Origin of the sequence: Chryseobacterium sp. FH1 (genome assembly GCF_000735135.1) — a bacterium.
GTDB lineage: Bacteria > Bacteroidota > Bacteroidia > Flavobacteriales > Weeksellaceae > Epilithonimonas.
The window spans coordinates 270,887-291,517 of sequence record NZ_JPLZ01000002.1 but is presented as its reverse complement, the minus strand read 5'-3'; the positions used below and the strand labels follow the sequence as shown (position 1 = coordinate 291,517).

Sequence of the window (20,631 nt, the reverse complement as noted above, 5' to 3'; positions counted from 1 at the left end):
TTAACCAAGTTTAGGCGGTTGCCAAATAATGAATGCTCGCGCTAATGGCGATTGAGAATAGTAAGAATATTGATTTTCGATTTGGAAAATTGGTGTTCTCAGTTTGTTGTCGAAGTTATTCAGCACAACGGAAAATACGAATCCGGAACTGCAGGTTTTGCAAGTCGTGCAATTGTCTTTGCAGTCTTTTTCTTTTTTGGAATCGTGACTGCAAGATTTGGATGATGCATCTTCTTTCTCGCAACAGTCAGAATTATTGGATTGAGATTCACAACAAGAACTCTGAGCCACTTGCGCATTGAAATTCTGCTTCGGAAATACAAAAATCCCCAAACAGAAAATCATAAAAAAAAGTTGCAGTTTTCTCAACATCGTTTTGCAAAATTAGGAAATTTAATTTAACCACAAAGGCACAAAGATTCTCACAAGGAATACAAGTCTTTGTAAACGCAAGAATTCAAATTTAAAACCTCGTGAACTTTGTGAAAAACCTCGTGTCTTTGTGGTTCAAAATTTACTTCTCGATATTAGTTTGAAAAGTTTTTCTCCTTCTCCAAAAATAAAATACCAATCCGCCAAGCAAAACAATCGGCCAGATAGAAATCAGGAAAACAAAAATCTGCTGAATCAAATAGAAGCCTTCCACAAAAGCATTTTTAACATCGAAGAAGAAATTGTATTTGTAATCGTTATCAATGTTTTTGGTGTTCACAATTGGGATTTTCGCAACGCTTGTTTTTGGTTCTTTGATGAAAATGTCAACTGTTGAGAATCTCAAATTGTCAGTTAGAATTTCATCAGAATATTTTTGATTATTAGCTTCGGACATATTTTTGTCGTCTAAATCCACTTTGTCTTTCCCTGATTTTAGTTTTGAAATATTAGCTTTAGTTTTCGATTGTCTTTCGGATTCCAACTTTGCCAATCGGATTCCGGCAGAAACATCTTCAGCAGAGATAATTCTGGAATTCAAAAACACTTTTTTATCATTGATGAAATCCAAAAACTCTCCCAACTTCTGAGTGGGAACTCTTACCTGAATTCTATTTTGATTTTGATATTTTCTAACAAGCATCGCAGATTCATTGGAAGTGTTGTACGTATTTTCTGATAAAGTTTGAGCTTCCATTTGACTATTTGTTACAAAGCCACCGATTGTTTGTAATTGTTTTTCAATCGAAATTGTTGCGTCATAAACATCTTTTACTTCCATATCAACATCGGCATTTCTCACAAATTGGCGGTCTTTGATATTTTGGGTTGCTGCCAACGATATGCTGTCAGAAACATTTGCGGTGCTATCCACACCATAATCAGCATACGCAGATTCTACATTGCCAGTCTTTTTACAGCCGATAATCATAAGGATTAAGCAAATTGATAAGATTTTCGTTTTCATAATAGATTATTTAGAGATTAAATTTTAAAAATTTTGGGCAACTTTTCCGCCTTCCACTCCCAATCTGTCACTCTGAGGTTTTCGAAGAGTCCATTCAAGTCGGGTTTCTGGTTTCTGGTTTCAATAAAGTTTTCCAATTGTTTGAAGCCTTCTTTCCCAAAATTGATAATTAAAATGAAAGTAATTCTGCAAATCAATCCGAAACTAATTGTAAATCAATCCAGATTTTAAAATATTGACAATCAGTTTTTTGTAAAATAGATTTTCAGAAAATAGTCGATAAGATTAGAATTGTAAGTTCTTTTTAGGAATATTAATTGCATTAATTAGAAAAACAGAATCTATGAACAGCACAATCTCCAAGATTAAAGGCGTTTTCAACCTTTTAAAAAATATCGACATAGACCAACTTTCCCAAATCTCACAAAAAGTCGACCTTCCAAAATTGATGCATCAGTTTTCAAAACTTGATAAAAATCAATTGAATAGTTTGACCAAAATGCTGGATTCTTCTGGCAAGAAAAGAGAATTGCCACCCATCAACGGCGATTTTTATGAACTGCATTTGAAACTGACGGACGAACAACGAGCCATTCAGCTAAAAGTGCGTGAATTTATGGAAAAAGAAGCCAAACCTTTGGTCAACAGATATTGGTTGACGGACGATTTCCCGCACGAACTCATCCCAAAATTCAAAAAGCTTAATCTCTGCGGTGTCACTTACGAAGGCTACGGTTGCCCGAATTTACCATTCCTGATGGAAGGCGTCATCGCAATGGAAATCGCCAGAGTTGATGCATCATTGGCAACGTTTTTCGGTGTTCAATCCGGATTATCAATGGGTTCAATTTATATGTGCGGTTCTGAAGAACAGAAACAGAAATACCTCCCAGGAATGCAACAATTCGATTTGATCGGCGCATTTGGATTGACCGAACCAGAAGTTGGTTCCGGCGCGGCTGGCGGATTGACCACGACTTGTCAAAAAGTAGATGGTGGCTGGATTCTGAACGGACAGAAAAAATGGATTGGAAATGCGACGTTTGCAGACGTGACCGTCATTTGGGCAAGAGATGTCGAAGATAATCAGGTCAAAGGTTTCATTGTTGAAAAAGACACCGCTGGATTCTCAGTTGAAAAAATCCGGGGAAAAATGGCGCTCAGAATTGTCCAAAACGGATTGATTACGATGAAAGATTGCTTCGTCGCAGATTCCCAAAAGATGGAGCACGCCAACAGTTTCAAAGACACCGCAAAAGTCCTTCAAATGACGAGAGCGGGCGTTGCGTGGATGGCGACTGGTTGCGCAAGAGGTGCTTATGAAAGCGCTTTGGACTACACCAGAAAACGTGAACAATTCGGAAAACCCATTGCGTCTTTCCAGTTAATTCAGGGACATTTGGTAGAAATGTTGTCCAATCTTACAGCAATGCAAACGTTAGTTTTCAGACTTTCGGAAATGCAGGACCAAGATATTTTGAAAGACGAACACGCTTCATTGGCAAAAGTTTTCTGTAGCTTGAGAACGCGTGATGTTGTCGCACAAGCCAGAGAAGTAATGGGCGGAAACGGAATTCTGCTCGAGCACGATGTCGCCAGATTTGTTGCCGATGCAGAAGCCATTTATTCTTACGAAGGAACCAAAGAAATCAACTCGTTGATTGTCGGACGTTCGATTACGGGGATGAGTGCGTTTGTTTAACTAACTTATGATAATGGAATCTTCTAATAGATTTCTTAATTTTACTCAGATGAAAAAATTAGTTTTTTTAATATTAATGACCTTATTTTTGCAACAATGTACGCAGAAAAAAGTGGACTTAACCAAACAACCACAACAAAAAACAATGGAAGATAATACACACACAAACAATCCCTACTACTCAAGAACCGATAAAACCAAACTGAACGTCTCCAACGAAGAATGGAAAAAAATCCTTCCGGCAGAAGTTTACGCCATCGCAAGAGAAGCCAACACAGAATATCCGTTCACCGGAAAATACAATGAATTCGATGAACTCGGCGAATATTATTGCGCAGTTTGTGGCAATCATTTGTTTCGCTCAAGTTCCAAATTTGCAAGCACTTGTGGCTGGCCAAGTTTCTTCGAAGCGGACAAAGAAGGTGTGAGCTACAAACGAGATTCCACCCACGGAATGGAACGTATCGAAGTGCTTTGCAAGCGATGCGATTCTCACTTAGGACATGTTTTCAATGATGGTCCGCCACCAACTGGAACGCGATTCTGTATGAATTCTGTAAGTTTGGATTTCCAAACTGATAATAAGAAGTAGTAGTTAAATAGAAAGTCTCATCTTTTACGATGAGACTTTTTTCTATTTAATTTTTTAGTTAAAAACTTTATTTTTAATTTAAAATAACTAACCGTTAAAAACCTGATTTTCCTGCTCCTGAACCCTGATAAAAGTCGTTCTCTTTGAAAGTTCTTTCAGTTTTGAAGCGCCAACATAAGTGCAAGTCGAACGAACGCCTCCAAGAATATCTTTCACAGTGTCAGAAACGGGACCTTTATATTCTACTTTCACAGTTTTTCCTTCCGAGGCTCGATATTCTGCAACGCCACCAGAATGTTTATCCATCGCAGTTTGAGAACTCATTCCGTAGAATAACCTGAAAGTTTTTCCATTTTCCTCTACGATTTCGCCACCACTTTCATCGTGTCCGGCAAACATCCCGCCGAGCATTACGAAATCTGAACCGCCACCGAAAGCTTTTGCCACATCACCGGGAACTTTGCAACCGCCGTCTCCTATGATTTGTCCGCCGAGACCATGCGCTGCATCAGCACATTCTATGATTGCGGAAAGCTGTGGATAGCCAACGCCGGTTTTTACACGTGTTGTACAGACCGAACCTGGACCAATCCCTACCTTGATGATATCTGCACCCACCAAAATCAATTCTTCTACCATTTCGCCGGTTACGACGTTTCCAGCAATGATGATTTTATCTGGAAAATTTTCTCTTGCTTTTTTTACAAATTGAACAAAATGTTCAGAATATCCATTCGCAACATCAATACAGAGAAATTGAATTTTCGGATTGGCATCCAAAATGGTTTTGATTTTCTCTTCATCCGCTTTTCCTGTTCCTGTGCTGAGTGCGATGTATTGATAGAATTTATCAGATTTTCCAGCTAAAAATTGATTCCATTCTTCAACTGAATAATGTTTGTGAATGGCTGTGATTATTTTTTCTTTGGATAAGGCTTCTGCCATTTCGAAAGTTCCGACAGTATCCATATTCGCAGCGATCAAAGGAACGCCACTCCATTTTTTCTGGGTGTGAAGAAAAGTGAATTCTCTTTCTATCGTAACTTCTGAACGGGATTTGAGTGTAGAACGCTTCGGTCGAAACATCACATCTTTGAACCCCAACTTGATTTCGTTTTCTATTCGCATACTTCAAAATTAGGATATTTTTTTTGGAAGATCGTGATGTTTTTATCTAAAATAATGTGTAATATTTGTCATCCGTAGGAATCTAAACTGCTGAAATTCGTACGGAATGAAAAATTTGCTTTGATTACAATAATGACTAAATTCGATTTTTTAAGTAGTGTCAATTCGTGACAAATCTTCAACTTTGCGAAGCGCGCCCCGACCTGAGTGGAGCTCTTTTTGTAAGCCTCGGGAAAAGCCTTGGCACAAAAAAGCGGGAACGGAGGGCGGATAAAGGCGCCCAAATTATTATTTAATTTTCGGTTGTTGTTTCTCTGCTTTTTCTAATTTTTCTTCGAACTTGTTGAACTTTTTGAAGCTTTGCATAAATATAAATACACTGAAAATCATTAGGATGCAACCAACAGCTTTTCGGATTTTGTTGGCCACGCGTTGGTTGAGTCTGTCGTGGAATTGTTTGGCTAAGATGATTTTGGACAAGTCTATCAACAAATAAGTTCCGATTACGATTCCAATGTACAGGACAAAATCTTCCACTTTTGGATAGGCATTTCGGACGGAAACGACCGTTACGAGCCAGAAAAGGACGACGCCGATATTCAGCAAATTGAGTAAAAATCCGTTGAGGAAGGTTTTAATGTAGTTTTGGTCGATGAGTTTTTCTTCGCCTTCGATGTGCATTTTGGTCCTCGAAAGGAGCATATAAATGGCATAAATGAGAATCAGGAAGGCGGAAATCCGGTAAAATCCTGGATGTTTGTCGATGAGGCTCACTAAATCCGCGCTGGCGTAATAACTGACAACTATGCAAAGTAAATCCGCAGTGACCACACCAATATCCAAGGCAATCGCGTGTCTGGGACCTCTGGAAAAACTGGTTTCTATGAGCAGGAAAAAGATGGGTCCGATGAACACCAAACTAAGCATAATTCCCAGGCCGACTGCGTATAAAATGAGTTCTAACATTCTTAGTTTTTTGTGAAAAGCAAAATGTATCTTGTGAAAGACGAAGACAAAAATACATTTTACTTTTTAAATAATGTGATTTGAAAATGTAAACTTGAAATCTTCAATGATATAGAACATCGTTTTAAACTGAAAAAGCTAAAATAGAAGTTTTTCTACTTTAGCTTTTTCTATGTGTCTATGTGGTTAATCTTTTCTACTCCACAATCTTGAAATCGAGTTGTTTTGCAATCAAATTAGCTTTTACCACTTTGATTTTCACCTCGTCTCCAAGTCGGAAAGTGTTGCCGGTTCTGGAACCGATAATTGCGTAATTCTTTGCATCCAACGAGTAGGAATCATCTACCAAATCTCGAAGTTTTATCATTCCTTCTGCACCGTTTTCAGGGATTTCTACCCAAAAACCATATTCTGCAACGCCGGAAATAACGCCCGTGAAAACTTCTCCCACGTGGTCTTCCATAAATTTGACCTGCATAAATTTGATGCTTTCTCTTTCTGCCTCAGAAGCCAATCTTTCCATTGCTGAACAATGTTTGGCCTGTGTTTCCACTTCTTCCCTATTCGGCGATTTTCCACCGTCTAAATAATGCTGAAGCAATCTGTGCGCAATCAAATCGGGATAACGGCGGATTGGCGATGTGAAATGCGAGTAATATTCGAAGCCAAGTCCGTAATGTCCAATCGGGTCGGTGGAATAAACGGCTTTGCTCATACTTCTCATTGCCAAGGTTTCAATCATATTTTCTTCGCCTTTTCCCTTGACGTCGCTTAATAATCTATTTAAAGATTGTGCAACGGTTTGGGTATTTGCCAAGTCCATTTTGTAACCGAAAGTCCCTACGAAATCTCTCAAAGCGGTCAATTTCGCTGGGTCTGGGTCGTCGTGGATTCTGTAGATGAAGGTGTTTCCGGTTGGCTCGTTTCTTTTGTTTAATGAAATAAATTCAGAAACTTTTTTGTTGGCCAAAAGCATAAATTCCTCAATCAAATGGTTGGAATCTTTGCTGACTTTGAAGTAAACGCCGATTGGTTTGCTGTTCTCATCAAGGTTAAATCTTACCTCGCTTCTGTCAAACGTAATTGCGCCATTTCTGATTCTTTCGGCTCTTAGGATTTTTGCTAATTTGTCGAGTTGAAGAATTTCTGTTGTCAAATCGCCTTCCTGAGTTTCGATTCTTTCCTGAGCTTCCTCGTATGAGAATCTTCTGTCTGAGTGAATTACCGTTCTGCCGAACCATTTTTTATGAATTTTCGCATCTTCATCCAGTTCGAAAACGGCTGAGAACGTGAATTTATCTTCATTTGGTCGCAGTGAACAAACATCATTACTCAAAACCTCCGGAAGCATCGGCACTACTCTATCTACCAGATAGACCGACGTTGCTCTTTTGTAAGCTTCGTCGTCCAAAATAGTTCCCGGTTTCACGTAATGCGAAACGTCTGCGATATGAACGCCGATTTGCCACAATCCGTTTTCTAATTTCTGAATGGATAATGCATCATCGAAATCCTTCGCATCTTTCGGGTCAATTGTGAAGGTGCAAATATCACGCATATCCCAACGTTTTGCGACTTCTTCATCATTGATGCTTCTGTCGATTTGGTCTGCGTCGTGCTCCACTTCTGGCTCGAAATTATAAGGCAAACCATATTCGGCAAGAATCGCGTGGATTTCTGTTTCGTGGTCGCCAGGCGTTCCAAGAACGGTTATAATTTCACCTTCTGGATTTTTACTTCCAGGTCTCCATTCACGCATTTTGACGATGACCTTGTCGCCGTCTTGTGCGCCATTGAAATGATTTTTTGAGATGAACATATCTGTATTCATCGTTCTCTTTTCGAAAACTACAAATCCGAAATCCTTCTCTGCAATCTGCTGGAAAATCCCAACAAAAGTATCTTTTGCACGTTCCAGAACTTCTGCAACGGAGCCTTCCACTTTTTTACCTTTGAAGTTGTAAGTTACCAAAAGGACTTTGTCGCCTTGCAAAGCATCTTTCACATTTTTCTGATGTACGAAGATGTCGTCCGGCATTCCTTCAACTTTCACATAAGCATTTCCGGATTGGTTGAAGTCTATGACGCCTGTCAAAGTCCCTTCAATATTGAGATTGACAATGTATTTTCCTTTCTCGGTTTCTTTGATTTTCTGTAGCGCCTGCAATCTGTGAAGCGCTTGGATTACAAGTTCTCTTTGTCTTGGATTCTTGTAATCTATGCCATCCGCAATCTGTTTGTAATTATAGATTTTGGAGGTTTTCTGATTCATAAAACGAAGGATTGTTCTTCCTAAATCCAGAAGTTTCTGTTCGTTTTTATGAGATGTATTTTTTTTGTTTTTCATTTAATTTAATTGTTTGTTAGGATGTTTAAGTCATCTAAAAGATGGCTAAACTTGTCTAAAAAGATGGCTAAACTTGTCTAAAGATAGCTAAAACTCATTTCCTAATATTCCAAGTTGCATATTCTATACTTTCAATTTTACCTTCTTTGCTTAATGAAAAAAGAAAATTTTTGACTTTATTTTTTTTCTGTTCTTCTGTTAAAACTGCAGAAAGTTTAGGAATTATAAGGTTGTCTATATCTCGCCTTTTGGTTTCACCAGATTTGGATATGAATTCTAAAATGATTTCTTTAAAATGCTTATCATCAAAACTTCTGTTATTAATATATTCTGCTAAAAGGTCTTTGTCTTTTGTTGGTTCAATTACATTATAAGATATATAATTACTGCCTTTTCTTCCTTCTATGAATCTCTTCTTTTTAAGATAATTAAATTCAACATCATCAAGACTTTTTTTCTTTTGGACCTTATCTAGAACTAATGTATCTTCTAATGTAATCTCAGGATTTTTAATGAGAATTTTAGCAAAATCTTTGTTGATTACCTTACCAGTAATTGTAACTTTCACTTTTCCGTCAGCAAAATCATAATCCGGCAACGGAAAAAATCTTTGTTTCTGGAAATTAAAAACTTTTCTAATTCCACCACCTTGTGTTTCAATCATTCCGAGATTTCTCATCGCTTCGACCAAAAAAGGATTTCTATAGGATTCTTCTGGTGTATCTTTTAAAACAACGTCTTCTACGGAATTTGGGAGGAAAGTTCCATAATTAGAAAAAACCAAATGGTCATCTTCAAACTCCACAACATTAATGCGGGATTTTTTGCTATAATCCTGATGCGCAATAGCATTATTCAAAGGCTCTCGTATTACAAAGGGGTCATATCTCAAGACTTCATCCGGAAATAAGGTTCCTTCTCTCAGATATCTGTATTTAAGATTTCTGATTTTTAAAAAAATTTCATCAACCGAAAGAATTAATGGAATAGAGAAAATTTCAAAATCTTTGTCCTGATTATCAACAGTTTTTAGATTCCATCGTATTTTAACTGCAGAATCCAAAAAGTGCTCCTCTTCTTCTTTTCCCAAAAGAATAAAGCAAGTTCTGGTAATTTTTCCTTTGATTGTTAGCTTAGCTTTGTTTAGAAATTTAGCATTATCCCAAGAATCAATATCATCGTTATATTTTGGATTTCTTTTTATAAATTCTTGTCTTGCTTTTATAATGGCATTTTCGTCCAAGTCATCAATTGTAGCTTCCTCAATTATTTCTTTTGACCAATCTTCAATCAATACATTTTCATAGATAATGGCTTCTTTTCGTTCATCTCTAATCTCAATCAGATGTTCACCAATTCTTTGCCAAGCTTTTTTATGAGCAAAAACACATTGTCTAAAAGGATGTTTTGGGATTTTAAAAATCCATATAGTCTTGTTTGTATCTGACGTCTTTATTTCTTCAATTTCAAAATTATCAGAATCAAAATGCGTCAAATTACCTAATATTCTGAATTTAATATTATCAATATTATAGTCGTGAAAGTTTTGAATTCCTACAATATTTAAAGTACAATCCTCAATTCCAACTATAAGATTTCCACCACCTGAATTAGAAATTCCTGAGATATAAGAAATAATATCTTCGCCTAAATGACCAGAAACAGAATGCTTTAAGTTTTTAAACTCTTTCCACTCACATTTCTCATCCTCTTTAGGAAAATTTTTCTTCAGGAAAAGATGTAATTCATTTTCAGTCATAGAAAAAAAATTAGTTTTATAAATTAGTTAATAAAGATAAAATAAAATAGGGGAGTTTGGGAAACCTTTGTATTAATTTATGGTTTCGTGAGAAAGAACTTTCTCTGTGAAATGCGTTGCAAAGATATAACTTTAAAAATAAAGCCTGTAATCTTAGCAATTACAGGCTTTTTATGTTTAGCAAAATGCAATTTTATCAACTCTGTTCTGATGTCTGCCACCTTCGAAATCAGTGGTCAGGAATTTATCTACAATCTCGAATGCCAATTCTTTTGAAATGAATCTCGCAGGAATCGAAATCATATTCGCATCGTTGTGTTGTCTTGCCAAAGACGCAATTTCCGGCATCCAGCAAAGTGCACATCGTATTTTCTGATGCTTGTTAGCTGTGATTTGTACGCCGTTTCCACTTCCGCAAATCAAAATTCCCAATTCGTTTTCTCCATTTTCTACAGACGTTGCAGATGGATGTACAAAGTCCGGATAATCAACAGAATCAGCAGCGTAGGTGCCAAAATCTTGGACTTCATACTTACCTTCGAGGTATTTTTTGATTAGTTCTTTATACTCAAAACCCGCGTGGTCACAGGCTATTGCAATCTTTTTCATTTCGTTTGATTTATAGATTTATTTCAAGGATAAAATTAATACATATTTTATTAATGTTGGCATACTATTTTAATACAATTATCAATAATACTTCGGATTAATTATTTAAATATCAACAATATAAAATTAACAATGATAATTAAATAATCAAATTTTATAATCATTAATAAAAAGATAATAGAATGTTAGAAATTGTTAGAAAACCTGTGGATAACTTCTGCCAAGTATTTCTTTTTATAACTGATAATTTTTAGTAATGGACTATTTTATGACAACTTCAATTCTTTATTTCAAATTAGTTTTGGTTCACTTCAAGGAAGTTTATCCCCAGAATGGTTTCTAATATTGGCAACGGAAATTAATTACAAACATTTGTTGATAACAATCATAATGATTTGATTATCAATATTAAATTAATGTTAAAAACCTACTCATTAATCCACATTTCGTGTGATGAAATAATCAAGTTTTATTTCTCCGCATACTACCACACTACAACAATAGACTACAATATTATTTTTTAATAAAAAGAAAAAGAGATGTATAATAATGTAATGAAGGTTTGTGGATTCTTTTTGCAAATTAAATTTTTGAAAGGGAAGAATAAGTTTTAAATTTGTGAAACAAAGAGGGCAGGATTTATTCTGTTCTTTTTAATAAAAACTTTAAAAATATTATTTAATGAAAACGATAAAAGATTTCGATTTTAAAAACAAAAAAGCCTTAGTACGCGTTGACTTCAATGTTCCTCAGGACGAAAATCTGAAAGTGACGGATAATACCAGAATTGTTTCTGTAAAACCAACTGTTGATAAAATCCTTGCTGATGGCGGTTCTGTAATCCTAATGACGCACCTTGGAAGACCAAAAGGCGAAGTAAACGACAAATATTCCCTTAAAAATATTCTGGATGAAGTTTCTTCAGTTCTTGGTAAAGAAGTGAAATTTGTGGATGAATCAATGGGAGAGAAGGCTGAGCAAGCTTCTGCTGAACTTCAACCTGGCGAAATTCTTTTGTTGGAGAATCTTCGTTTTCATAGTGAGGAAGAAAAAGGGGATGAGGCTTTTGCAGAGAAGTTATCAAAATTAGGTGATGCTTATGTGAATGATGCTTTCGGAACAGCCCACAGAGCACACGCTTCTACAGCTGTTATTGCTGAATTTTTCCCTTCTACTAAATTTTTCGGTTTACTGATGGAAAATGAATTAATTGCCATTGATAAAGTTTTAAAATCTGGTGAAAAGCCTGTAACTGCGATACTTGGAGGTTCTAAAGTTTCTACGAAAATTACAATTATCGAAAATATTCTTCCAGCAATTGACAATTTAATCATTGGTGGTGGAATGTCTTTCACATTCATCAAAGCATTGGGTGGAAAAATTGGACAATCAATTGTTGAAGATGATAAATTGAGTTTAGCGCTTGAAATTCTCGAGAAAGCAAAAGAACACAATGTAGAAGTTTATCTTCCGACAGATGTTGTGATTGCTGATGATTTCAATAATGAAGCTGATAAGAAAGTAGCTGACATCAGAGAAATCCCTGAAGATTGGCAAGGTTTGGATGCAGGTCCAAAATCAAGAGAAATCTTCAATGATGTTTTATTAAACTCCAGAACAATTCTTTGGAATGGTCCAATCGGTGTTTTCGAAATGTCAAATTTTGCTGATGGAACTAAAGCTTTAGGTGAAAGTATTGCTGAAGCTACAAAACTTGGTGCATTCTCATTAGTTGGAGGAGGAGACAGTGTTGCTTTTGTGAAACAATTCGGATATTCTGACAAAGTAAGTTATGTTTCGACTGGAGGAGGAGCAATGTTGGAAAGTTTGGAAGGTTTGGAACTTCCAGGCGTTGCCGCAATCAACAAATAAGAATATATTTTCTAAAATATAAAAAAACCGACAAAGCAATTTGTCGGTTTTATTTTTGTCTGTACTTGAATTATGTTCAAGAAAAATATTTTAAGCGATTCTCAAGGACTTTTGTAAAATTTAGAAATTCGGTCAAATTCCTAGATTTTTGTAATTATTAACAAATTTTGAACAAAATGTCTGAAAATTGACCTTCACAAACTACTCAAAAATCGATTTTCTATCTCTTTTCGATAATATATATCAAACTCGAAAATTCGGTGTTAAAAAGTGCCTTTACGTTAGAAATCGTTCCGTGGATGACAGCTTTTAGCCAAAAAAGAGGTGATTTCTTATATTTTTCACTCAACATCGAGATATAAAATGAATCGAGTAGGAGCGGTTTGATTTTTCTTAATTTCCAGTCCGGATTTTTAGAAATGAGATTTTCCATTCCGTTTTTTGAAAAATGATAGATGTGTCTTGGTACATCATAAGCCGCCCAAAATTCTTTGTAATGTTTCGCATCGTAAGAAGTCGGATTTGGAACTGCAATAATCAGCAAACCTTTTTCCTTTAATTTTGAATGAAAAATCTCCAGCATTTCTTTTTGATTTTCGATGTGTTCGAAAACGTGCCAAAGTGTAATGGCATCCAGACTTTGATTTTCTATTGAATTTAAATCATCAATAAGTTTTGCCTTTGACGTCTTATTTATCGCTGCATTTCTTGCGTCCGAATTTGGTTCAAACCCGAAAGTTTCAAAATCATTTTCGATATATTTTACAAATTCTCCTGCACCGCAACCGTAATCTAACACTTTAGAATCCTTTTTTATTCTGTCCAGAAGAATCGTTTTCTTATACTGCAAATTGAAAGATTGTAAAAATTTATAAACTTTTTCCTTTAAACTTCCAGTGTCCTGATGATGCGAAATGTAATCTTCACTCTCATAATATTTTGAAATATTCGATGGGATAGGAGCTGTTTTGAAAACACCTTTTGTTTCAGTTTCTATGATTTCGAATTCTTCCTGAGAGAGAAAATGGTCTTTAATCTTCATAATTGTATAAAGTAGTATGTATTATGTACAATGTACTTCTTACTTTTTACATTGTACAATTCGATGTTTCACGTGGAACATTGTAAATTATCTTCCTAAATAAATCAATAAAACATTGATATCAGAAGGAGAAACACCGCTGATTCTTCCAGCCTGAGCAATTGTTGAAGGTCTTACCTTGGTCATCTTTTGCTTAGCTTCTGTGGATAATGAAGCTATTTTGGAATAATCAAAATCTTCAGGAATTTTAAATGTTTCCAAGCGATTTAGTTTGGCTACATTTTCCTTTTCTTTCTCGATGTAACCTTTGTACTTGATGTTGATTTCAGCTTGTTCTCGCACTTCTTCCTTGTAGGCTGAAGTAATATCTTTAATCGCTTGAATCTCGTCTAATTTATCCAAAGTCATATTAGGGCGAGTTAAGAAATGAGACGCTCTGTAAGCCTGGTCAACAGGAGATGACTCGATTGTTTCAAGAATCGGATTAATAATACTTGGTTTTAAAGAAGTTTCTCTTAAATAAGCTTCCAATTCATCACTTTTTGTGATTTTTTCGTGCACATTTCTTAATCTTTCTTCTTTTGCCAAACCAAGATTGTAAGCTTTTTCTGTCAATCTAATGTCTGCATTATCTTGTCTTAGAAGCAATCTATATTCTGCACGGGATGTGAACATTCTATATGGTTCTTCAGTTCCTTTTGTAATCAAATCATCGATTAGAACGCCGATATAAGCCTCATCTCTGTTGAGAATAAATTCACCCTTGTCGTGGACTTTGTTGTGCGCATTAATACCCGCCATCAAGCCTTGTCCGGCTGCTTCTTCGTAACCAGTCGTTCCGTTGATTTGACCTGCGAAATATAAGTTTTGAATCAACTTAGTTTCGAGCGTATGATATAGTTGGGTAGGAGGGAAGTAATCATATTCTATCGCGTAACCAGGACGGAAAACTTTGACGTTTTCGAAACCTGGAATATGTCTCATTGCTTTGATTTGGACATCTTCCGGAAGTGAAGAACTGAAACCATTCACATAGATTTCAACGGTTTTCCAACCTTCTGGTTCTACGAAAAGTTGGTGTCTGTTTCTTTCTGCAAAACGGTTTATTTTATCTTCAATACTCGGGCAATATCTTGGTCCAGTACTTTGAATCGTTCCGTTGAACATTGGGCTTCTGTCAAAGCCTTCACGTAAAATATCATGAACTGTTTCGTTGGTGTAAACGATGTGACAGCTTAATTGTTTGGTTAACTTAGGTGTATCTAAATAACTGAATTTCTGAGGATTTTCATCGCCTTTTTGTTCTTCCATTTTGGAATAATCGAGGCTTCTTCCGTCAACTCTTGGAGGCGTTCCTGTTTTCATTCTTCCAGATTCGAAACCTAATGAAACCAATTGCTCTGTGATTCCGAAAGCTCTTGGTTCGCCCATTCTTCCACCACCTAATTGTTTGTCTCCAACGTGAATCAAACCATTAAGGAATGTTCCGTTTGTGAGAACTACAGACTTTGATTTGATTTCTATTCCTAAACCTGTAACAACGCCGACAGCTTTACCATTTTCGATGATTAAACTTTTGACCATATCTTGAAAAAAGTCAAGGTTTGGCGTGTTTTCAAGTGCTAGACGCCATTCTTCGGCGAAAAGCATTCTATCGTTTTGGGTTCTTGGTGACCACATTGCCGGACCTTTGGAAAGGTTCAACATCTTGAATTGGATGGCTGATTTGTCCGCAATGATTCCGGAATATCCTCCCATTGCATCTATCTCACGGACGATTTGTCCTTTGGCAATGCCACCCATTGCCGGGTTGCAACTCATCTGTCCAATGGTTTGCATATTCATTGTGACCAAAAGGGTTTTGGAACCTAAATTGGCTGCCGCAGCTGCGGCTTCACAACCTGCGTGGCCTGCACCAACGACGATAACGTCGTATATTTCTGTAATCATTTTATTTGCTTTTGGCTAGTAGCTAATCGCTAATAGCAATAAAATTTGATAATTTAAATCGATATGTTCCACGTGAAACATTATCGAAAATTTCTTTTAAAATACTAATTGTAACTAGCCCTGATTGCAGCGGCATCCTTTTTTGTTTTTTTTATGCAATCACTTCTATTGGATTGACAAATGTTCTGAAAAAACAAAAAAGATATAGCGGAAAGCAGAATTAGCTCCTAAAAATTTGAATATCTGGTGATATAAAAATCTTCTTTTTGGCGCATTGTAGATTCTTCTTCCTCGGTTTTGTCCTTGTAACCGCAGAGATGAAGAATGCCGTGAGCCAAAACTCTGCGAAACTCCTTTTCTGAATCCTGCGATAGGGTAGAAGCGTTGTCCAAAATGCGGGGCAAAGATACGAAAATATCTCCTGAGATGGTTTTCCCCTTCACATAGTCAAACGTGATGATGTCGGTGTAATAATCGTGGTCGAGATAATCTTGATTGACCTTGAGAAGATACTCGTCATCACAAAAGATGTAATTGATGTCGCCAAGCTTTTTGTTCTCGGAAAGAATCAAATCTTCCAGCCAAATTGAAATGTTGGAATCTATCTTTTTTAGGTCGATGTTTTCGAAAAAATAGTTGATCATAATGTTAAAACCAGTGTCCTAAAATCACACTTAAGATTGCTTTATGTTTGTTGAGTGATTTGCTGACGTTAAGTTTGACTTGTCCAAAAGGCGATTTGTAGCCCGCCGTAAGTCCGATTGAACTGTAATTTAGTTTAACAGCATCTTCAAATTTGATAGAGCTGAACATATTTGCAATGCTAAAATTACCTATCAAAAAGTAGTTTTTGTTGAAGCGTAATTGGAAATCATTTGATGCCATAAAGACATTTTCGTCATTAAGCAATCCAAATTGTGAACCTGCAAATCTTTTAAAATTGACAATGTTCTGTTCAAAGATTCCTCCGATTCTGTATTGGTAAAATGATGGGAGATTTTCTCCAATTGTGATTCCACCGTATAAATTCAGGCGATACGTAAAAAGCTTAGAGATGTAAAAATTCATTTTGATGTCTGCTTTAACGAGCAATGGTTTCTTATCTATTTCATCGCTGAACAAGTCGATGATTTTCCCTTCAGCATTGAAATAAAATCCCTTTGTGGGGAAATCTTTGTCATTCTGCGTATCACTTTTCAGGAAAACATACGGATTCATAAATTTGGCGTCTTTTTTATCTGCGCCATTTTTATCGCTTTCGAAATAATCGTAGCTGAGTCCGCCTCCCATTGCAAATTTATCTTTCCAAACGGATTGGATAAAAGCTTCGTTTCTGAACCAGTCCCAACTTTCTATCGTGTTGTTATCCGAATTTTTCAAATCAAAACTCATTGCTGAAGAGTAAATCCCGAATCCTGGAATGTAGCCATTATCGATAAAATAATTGAAATAATATCGAGGTTTATCTCCAACGACAATATCCAAAGAAAGATTCGAATTTCTAAATAGCAGTCGTTTTGCTGAATAATTAAGAAGTAATCCGGTTTTGAAAATCTCATCGTAATGCAGACCGATTTTCAGGAAATGGCGGGTTTCGTCTTCGGTGACGTTCAGCTTGAGATAATTGCTGTTATTCTCCTGCACGATATCGTAATTGATGAACTTGTAATTGTTGGTCGCATAGAGCTTATCCAGCATCTTATTGATGCTTCCATAAGTCTGCATAGAAGGAATTTTGAGCCCCATTTTTCCACGAATGTAGTTCGACCTGTAGATTTTGGCGTTGTCGACCACAAGACTGTCAATTTTGTAGACATTTGAGAAGATGGGGTTGATGGAAGACCTGACCCTTTCGAAATTTCGTTTTGGTAATTCTTTCAGGATATCCGTGTATTTTAGAGCTTCCACGTAACCGCTGTCCAGGATTTGGCGCTTGCTGTCGTAGCTGGTCGCCGTGATTCCTGTAAGATTTGGTTTGATATTGATATCTGTGTATTTATACTGGTTTTTGGTTTCTTTTTGAATACCAAAATCGATGACTTGGTTAAGGATTGAAATAACGCTGTTTAGATTGTCACGCTTCGTTAAAGGTTGATTTAAATCCACGCCAATTACAATATCAATCCCTTTATCTTTCAAGGGTTTTGATGGATAATTAACGCTCATCGCACCATCAACATAAATACTATCTCCGATTTTCACAGGCTCCAAAAGCGAAGGAAAAGCCGAACTCGCCAATATGGAAGAGACCAAATCACCTTTTTCAAAAACCTTCATCTCGCCACTTTCGATATTCGTAGCCACACACATAAATGGAATTGGCAATTTGGAAAAATCATCAATGTTCGAGACGTTTTTCATCAATTCTTTGAGGAGATAAATGTTCCTTTGACCTGTACTGATGGACGATGGAAAGGAAACTTTACCATTTCTAAGCGGAATTGTCAACAGATATTTGTCCACACTTTTGTTGAAAAATGACGTTTCTTGACGCGTTTTTGGGTCCGTAATCAACGAGTAGAAATCCGTATCCATCACGATTTTCTCAATGTCTTTTCCTGTGTATCCTGAAGCGTACAAACCGCCGACAATCGCGCCCATACTGGTTCCGGAGATGTAATCAATTTTGACACCAAGAGAATCCAAAACCTTCAAAACGCCAACGTGCGTAAAACCTTTAGCTCCACCGCCAGACAATGAAAGTCCGATTCTTGGATTTTTTGGGATGACAAGATTTTCCTTTACCTGAGAATTTATCGTCAGATAAGCCAAAAAAATTACCAGATAAAAGAGTTTCTTAATCATTTTAGTTTTTTATATAAATTCTTTTTACTCGCGGAGAAATAGAAGTTAGAACTTCATAAGTAATTGTATTACAATATTTTGAAAATTCTTCCAAGGTTGGATGCGAATTGAAAATCACCACAGAATCGCCTTCTTTTACATTCGCATTATCCACATTTATCATCATCATATCCATACAGACATTCCCGACGATTGGACAAAGTTTTTTATTAATGCCAACATTTCCGACCTTATTTCCAACCATTCTCGGGATTCCGTCTGCATAACCGACAGGAATTGTCGCAATTTTTGTATCGTATTCCGCTTTGAATTTTCTGCTGTAACCAACTGATTCGCCAGATTTTACCTCAGAAATTTGAGACACAACAGTTTTAAAACTAACAGAATCCTGAAGTTGTTTTTTAATCTTTCTATTAGAAGATTCGCCAATCATTCCGATTCCGATTCTGACCATATCATATTGATAATCATAATAATTTGAAATTCCTGCTGAGTTCAAAATGTGTCGTAAAGGTTTGTAACCAAGTTGATTGATGAGATAACTTGAATTTTTCTCAAAAGTTTCAATCTGGTTTAATGTAAATTCTTTCTCTTCTGGAACATCAGACGACGAGAGATGGCTGAAAATACTTTGAACTTTGACATTCATCGTATTTAGTTTTTCGTTTAATTCATCCAATTCAAAATCCTTAAAACCAAGACGATGCATTCCCGTTTCCAGCTTTATATGAATCGGATATTTCTGCTGATTTCCAGATTTGATTAATTGTTCATTGAATAGTTCTAAAACTCTCAAACTGTAGATTTCTGGTTCCAAATTATATTCAATCACCGCATCATAGCTGTGTTGTTCAGGATTCATTACGATAATTGGTGTAGTGATTCCTTTTTTTCGAAGTTCAACGCCTTCGTCCGCAAAAGCAACACCAAGATAATCAATGTGATGCAATTGTAAGAATTCTGAAATCTCATAACTTCCTAATCCATAAGCATTTGCTTTTACCATTGCCATCATTTTGGTTTCCGGTCTTAGTAATGATTTATGAAAATTGATATTATGAAGAATCGCATTCAAATTAATTTCCAGAACTGTATCGTGCTTCCTCAATTCAAGAATTTCTTTGATTTTTTCAATCTCGAATTTTCTTGCACCTTTAAGAAGAATAACTTGATTTTCAATTTCATTAATGATTTTACTATCAATGAATTGATTTGTATTATTAAAAGTAAAAGTTTCAGATTTAAACAATTCGTAAAACGCGCTGATTTCTTCTCCAATTAGAAAGACTTTATCAAATTTTTGCTCGTTTACAAGCTCCGCAACTTCAGAATAAAGTTCTTGTAGATTCTCACTGGAATCTAAAATATCAGTAAGAATGAGCGACTTCTTAGGCTTGTTATATTCACCGATAAACTGAAAGGCAATCTTCAAAGAATCCAAATCCAGATTATAAGAATCATTGATTATCAAATTATTTCTAATGCCTTCAATACTTTCCAGACGCATCTCAATCGCTTTCAGAGCATCAATTTTTTCTTTGATGTCAGAATTTGAAATTTTTAATTCTTTCAAAATTCCAATCAAGGCGAGAACATTTGTCAAAGTTGCTTCGTCTCTCTGGAAAATTGGAAGCGTGATAATTTCATCAAAATATTTGATTTGAATATCCTGGGTTCTGTCATTCACATCAGAAATAATATGAATATCATTACTAATTTCTAATCCGTATGATATTAATTTTTTACTTGAATATAATTCATTTATATTTTTGACTGTCAATAAATTATCAGCATTATAATATATAATTTCTGAGTTTTTGAACAACTTTAGTTTCTCATTAATCAATTCTTCTTCAGAACTGAAATTCGCCGAATGTGCAGAACCAATATGTGTCAACAAACCAATCTTGGGATGGAAAATATTTTCCTGATTTTGCATTTCATCTGTCTTGGAAATCCCAACTTCGAAGATTCCCAACTCGTGTTTTTTCTCGATTTGGAGTAAAGATAAAGGCAAACCAATTTGAGAATTAAAACTCTTCGGACTTTTCACCGTCACGAATTCATTTGCCAGACATTGATAAAGCCATTCTTTCAAAATAGTTTTTCCATTACTTCCGGTAATTCCAATTGAATTGATATTAGAATTTTCAAAATGATATTTTGCCAAAGTCTGTAAAAACTCAACCGAATTTTTTGTAATGATTTGATTGATAGAAGAATTATCAATTTGATTTTCAGTGATAATCGTCTCAATCCCTTTCTCGATGACAGAATCAATATATTTCTGACCTGAATTTTTTTTGGTATTGATGGCAAGAAATGCAGTGTGCTTCGTAGAATAAATCGTCCTACTGTCAAAAGCAATATTTTTGATTTTGATTTCGCCATTTCCGATAACTTCGGAATTGGTAATGTCTGTGATTTCTTTGATGGTGTAATTCATTGATTTACAAAGAG

The 20,631-nt window shown here is 35.9% G+C and carries 15 protein-coding genes; 3 read left to right on the top strand and 12 right to left on the bottom strand.

Translation table 11 applies throughout. The features are described 5' to 3' along the window. Complete coding sequence (locus IO90_RS02600; protein WP_131450806.1) at positions 1-345, bottom strand: hypothetical protein; 345 nt, start codon at positions 343-345, stop codon at positions 1-3. A gap of 169 nt (positions 346-514) precedes the next feature. Beyond that, positions 515-1,399, bottom strand: coding sequence for a DUF4349 domain-containing protein (locus IO90_RS02595; protein WP_034963629.1), 885 nt, complete (start codon positions 1,397-1,399; stop codon positions 515-517). 343 nt (positions 1,400-1,742) lie between these two features. Between IO90_RS02595 and IO90_RS02585 the strand changes: the two genes are divergently transcribed. Continuing rightward, entirely contained in the window at positions 1,743-3,101 is a 1,359-nt protein-coding gene (locus tag IO90_RS02585) for an acyl-CoA dehydrogenase family protein (RefSeq protein WP_034963625.1), read from the top strand. Positions 3,102-3,246: 145 nt separating this feature from the next. Beyond that, positions 3,247-3,693, top strand: coding sequence for a peptide-methionine (R)-S-oxide reductase MsrB (gene msrB, locus IO90_RS02580; RefSeq protein WP_228374635.1), 447 nt, complete (start codon positions 3,247-3,249; stop codon positions 3,691-3,693). Between the two features lie 87 nt (positions 3,694-3,780). Here msrB and IO90_RS02575 read toward each other — a convergent pair whose 3' ends face one another. The 5 genes from IO90_RS02575 to rpiB all read right to left on the bottom strand — a co-directional run bounded on the left by IO90_RS02575 (position 3,781) and on the right by rpiB (position 10,502). Continuing rightward, positions 3,781-4,821, bottom strand: a complete 1,041-nt coding sequence (locus IO90_RS02575; RefSeq protein WP_034963623.1) for a GMP reductase — start codon at positions 4,819-4,821, stop codon at positions 3,781-3,783. A gap of 288 nt (positions 4,822-5,109) precedes the next feature. Then, on the bottom strand, positions 5,110-5,787 hold the full coding sequence (locus IO90_RS02570) for a LysE family translocator (RefSeq protein WP_034963621.1): 678 nt from the start codon (positions 5,785-5,787) through the stop codon (positions 5,110-5,112). Between the two features lie 196 nt (positions 5,788-5,983). Then, a complete protein-coding gene (rnr, locus tag IO90_RS02565) occupies positions 5,984-8,134 on the bottom strand; it encodes a ribonuclease R (protein WP_034963619.1) in 2,151 nt (716 codons plus the stop codon). 94 nt (positions 8,135-8,228) lie between these two features. Continuing rightward, the gene (locus IO90_RS02560; RefSeq protein WP_034963616.1) at positions 8,229-9,893 is read right to left on the bottom strand and encodes an ATP-binding protein; all 1,665 of its coding nucleotides are present in this window, start codon (positions 9,891-9,893) and stop codon (positions 8,229-8,231) included. Positions 9,894-10,070: 177 nt separating this feature from the next. Next, positions 10,071-10,502, bottom strand: a complete 432-nt coding sequence (rpiB, locus tag IO90_RS02555; RefSeq protein WP_034963614.1) for a ribose 5-phosphate isomerase B — start codon at positions 10,500-10,502, stop codon at positions 10,071-10,073. Between the two features lie 681 nt (positions 10,503-11,183). Here rpiB and IO90_RS02550 point away from each other — a divergent pair. Further along, positions 11,184-12,374 carry a phosphoglycerate kinase gene (locus tag IO90_RS02550; protein WP_034963612.1) on the top strand — a complete coding sequence of 397 codons (1,191 nt, stop codon included), beginning with the start codon at positions 11,184-11,186 and terminating at the stop codon, positions 12,372-12,374. Positions 12,375-12,594: 220 nt separating this feature from the next. Here IO90_RS02550 and IO90_RS02545 read toward each other — a convergent pair whose 3' ends face one another. The 5 genes from IO90_RS02545 to IO90_RS02525 form a co-directional block, all read right to left on the bottom strand. Then, positions 12,595-13,416 (bottom strand): class I SAM-dependent methyltransferase, encoded by an 822-nt coding sequence (locus tag IO90_RS02545; protein ID WP_034963610.1) that lies wholly within the window; start codon positions 13,414-13,416, stop codon positions 12,595-12,597. A gap of 87 nt (positions 13,417-13,503) precedes the next feature. Then, positions 13,504-15,366 carry a tRNA uridine-5-carboxymethylaminomethyl(34) synthesis enzyme MnmG gene (mnmG, locus tag IO90_RS02540; protein ID WP_034963608.1) on the bottom strand — a complete coding sequence of 621 codons (1,863 nt, stop codon included), beginning with the start codon at positions 15,364-15,366 and terminating at the stop codon, positions 13,504-13,506. Positions 15,367-15,593: 227 nt separating this feature from the next. Then, entirely contained in the window at positions 15,594-16,010 is a 417-nt protein-coding gene (gene ybeY / locus IO90_RS02535; RefSeq protein ID WP_034963606.1) for an rRNA maturation RNase YbeY, read from the bottom strand. A 4-nt stretch (positions 16,011-16,014) separates the two neighbouring features. Next, positions 16,015-18,171, bottom strand: coding sequence for a patatin-like phospholipase family protein (locus tag IO90_RS02530; protein ID WP_034963604.1), 2,157 nt, complete (start codon positions 18,169-18,171; stop codon positions 16,015-16,017). 1 nt (position 18,172) lies between these two features. Continuing rightward, the gene (locus IO90_RS02525; RefSeq protein ID WP_034963602.1) at positions 18,173-20,617 is read right to left on the bottom strand and encodes a bifunctional UDP-N-acetylmuramoyl-tripeptide:D-alanyl-D-alanine ligase/alanine racemase; all 2,445 of its coding nucleotides are present in this window, start codon (positions 20,615-20,617) and stop codon (positions 18,173-18,175) included. Between the last annotated feature and the right edge of the window lie 14 nt (positions 20,618-20,631).

What these genes read in the sequence shown, in the direction of transcription:
- IO90_RS02600 (WP_131450806.1), bottom strand. Translation starts at nt 345, where the DNA reads ATGATTTTCTGTTTGGGGATTTTTGTATTTCCGAAGCAGAATTTCAAT.
- IO90_RS02595 (WP_034963629.1), bottom strand. Translation starts at nt 1,399, where the DNA reads ATGAAAACGAAAATCTTATCAATTTGCTTAATCCTTATGATTATCGGC.
- IO90_RS02585 (WP_034963625.1), top strand. Translation starts at nt 1,743, where the DNA reads ATGAACAGCACAATCTCCAAGATTAAAGGCGTTTTCAACCTTTTAAAA.
- msrB (WP_228374635.1), top strand. Translation starts at nt 3,247, where the DNA reads ATGGAAGATAATACACACACAAACAATCCCTACTACTCAAGAACCGAT.
- IO90_RS02575 (WP_034963623.1), bottom strand. Translation starts at nt 4,821, where the DNA reads ATGCGAATAGAAAACGAAATCAAGTTGGGGTTCAAAGATGTGATGTTT.
- IO90_RS02570 (WP_034963621.1), bottom strand. Translation starts at nt 5,787, where the DNA reads ATGTTAGAACTCATTTTATACGCAGTCGGCCTGGGAATTATGCTTAGT.
- rnr (WP_034963619.1), bottom strand. Translation starts at nt 8,134, where the DNA reads ATGAAAAACAAAAAAAATACATCTCATAAAAACGAACAGAAACTTCTG.
- IO90_RS02560 (WP_034963616.1), bottom strand. Translation starts at nt 9,893, where the DNA reads ATGACTGAAAATGAATTACATCTTTTCCTGAAGAAAAATTTTCCTAAA.
- rpiB (WP_034963614.1), bottom strand. Translation starts at nt 10,502, where the DNA reads ATGAAAAAGATTGCAATAGCCTGTGACCACGCGGGTTTTGAGTATAAA.
- IO90_RS02550 (WP_034963612.1), top strand. Translation starts at nt 11,184, where the DNA reads ATGAAAACGATAAAAGATTTCGATTTTAAAAACAAAAAAGCCTTAGTA.
- IO90_RS02545 (WP_034963610.1), bottom strand. Translation starts at nt 13,416, where the DNA reads ATGAAGATTAAAGACCATTTTCTCTCTCAGGAAGAATTCGAAATCATA.
- mnmG (WP_034963608.1), bottom strand. Translation starts at nt 15,366, where the DNA reads ATGATTACAGAAATATACGACGTTATCGTCGTTGGTGCAGGCCACGCA.
- ybeY (WP_034963606.1), bottom strand. Translation starts at nt 16,010, where the DNA reads ATGATCAACTATTTTTTCGAAAACATCGACCTAAAAAAGATAGATTCC.
- IO90_RS02530 (WP_034963604.1), bottom strand. Translation starts at nt 18,171, where the DNA reads ATGATTAAGAAACTCTTTTATCTGGTAATTTTTTTGGCTTATCTGACG.
- IO90_RS02525 (WP_034963602.1), bottom strand. Translation starts at nt 20,617, where the DNA reads ATGAATTACACCATCAAAGAAATCACAGACATTACCAATTCCGAAGTT.